The sequence below is a fragment of the Acinetobacter sp. 5862 genome, from assembly GCF_024494585.1.
In the GTDB taxonomy this organism is placed as follows: Bacteria; Pseudomonadota; Gammaproteobacteria; order Pseudomonadales; family Moraxellaceae; genus Acinetobacter.
Genome location: NZ_JANHGP010000090.1, coordinates 1 through 823, shown reverse-complemented (window position 1 = coordinate 823; position 823 = coordinate 1). Strand labels below are relative to the sequence as shown.

The window sequence follows — 823 nt, the reverse complement described above, 5'->3', positions numbered from 1 at the left end:
CTTTTGTATCTCGACGTAGGCCATCAAGGCTGAAAAAATATGATTCAAAATCAGTTTAGATCGTCTTACTTGAAACTGATGTGTGCTTAAAAAACAGGAGGGTTTAACTTGGTAAACTATACATACTCATTAGGAGTTTACCATGAGCAAGAAACAGAAGACTTACACCGCAGAATTTAAAGCTGAAGCCATAAAAGCCATTGAAGAGAACCAAGGTAATGTATCGGAATCCGCTAGACAACTTGGTATTTCAATGCAAACCCTTTCGAACTGGAATAACAAAGCAAAGGCTGGAACTTTAGCAGGCACAAAACAGTATTCGCCCGATCTAAACGCCTTACTCGAAGAAAATAAGAAGCTTAAACAACAGCTCAAAACAGCTGAAATGGAACGTGAATTTTTAAAAAAGGCAGCAGCGTACTTTGCCAAAGAAAGTCAGTGAGGTACGCCTATATGAAATCGCAAAGCCACTTATTTCCGATTATTTTAATGGCTCGATTACTTCGTGTATCCGTTTCTCGCTTTTATGATTGGCTAAAGCGAGGCATGAGTAAAAGATCAATTCAGCGAAATCAGCAGACAATTTTGGTCAAAATAGCCCATGAAGAAACCAAACAAAGCTATGGCTATGTTCGATTAACTAAGCATTTACAAGCGCAAGGTATCAAAATAAGTACGTATGCTGTGCGCCAAATAAAAAAATCAAATCAGTTGCATTGTAAGCGCCATAAGCGTTTCAAAAGAACCACGAACAGTGATCACAACCGTTCTATTTATGACAATTTACTCAAGCAACAGTTTTCAATGACGAAGCCTAATCTTG

The 823-nt window shown here is 38.2% G+C and carries 1 pseudogene; it reads left to right on the top strand.

The window, feature by feature from the left end:
- Nucleotides 1–142: 142 nt before the first annotated feature.
- Nucleotides 143–823 (top strand): annotated as a pseudogene (locus NO346_RS14640) (transposase); the annotation flags it as partial.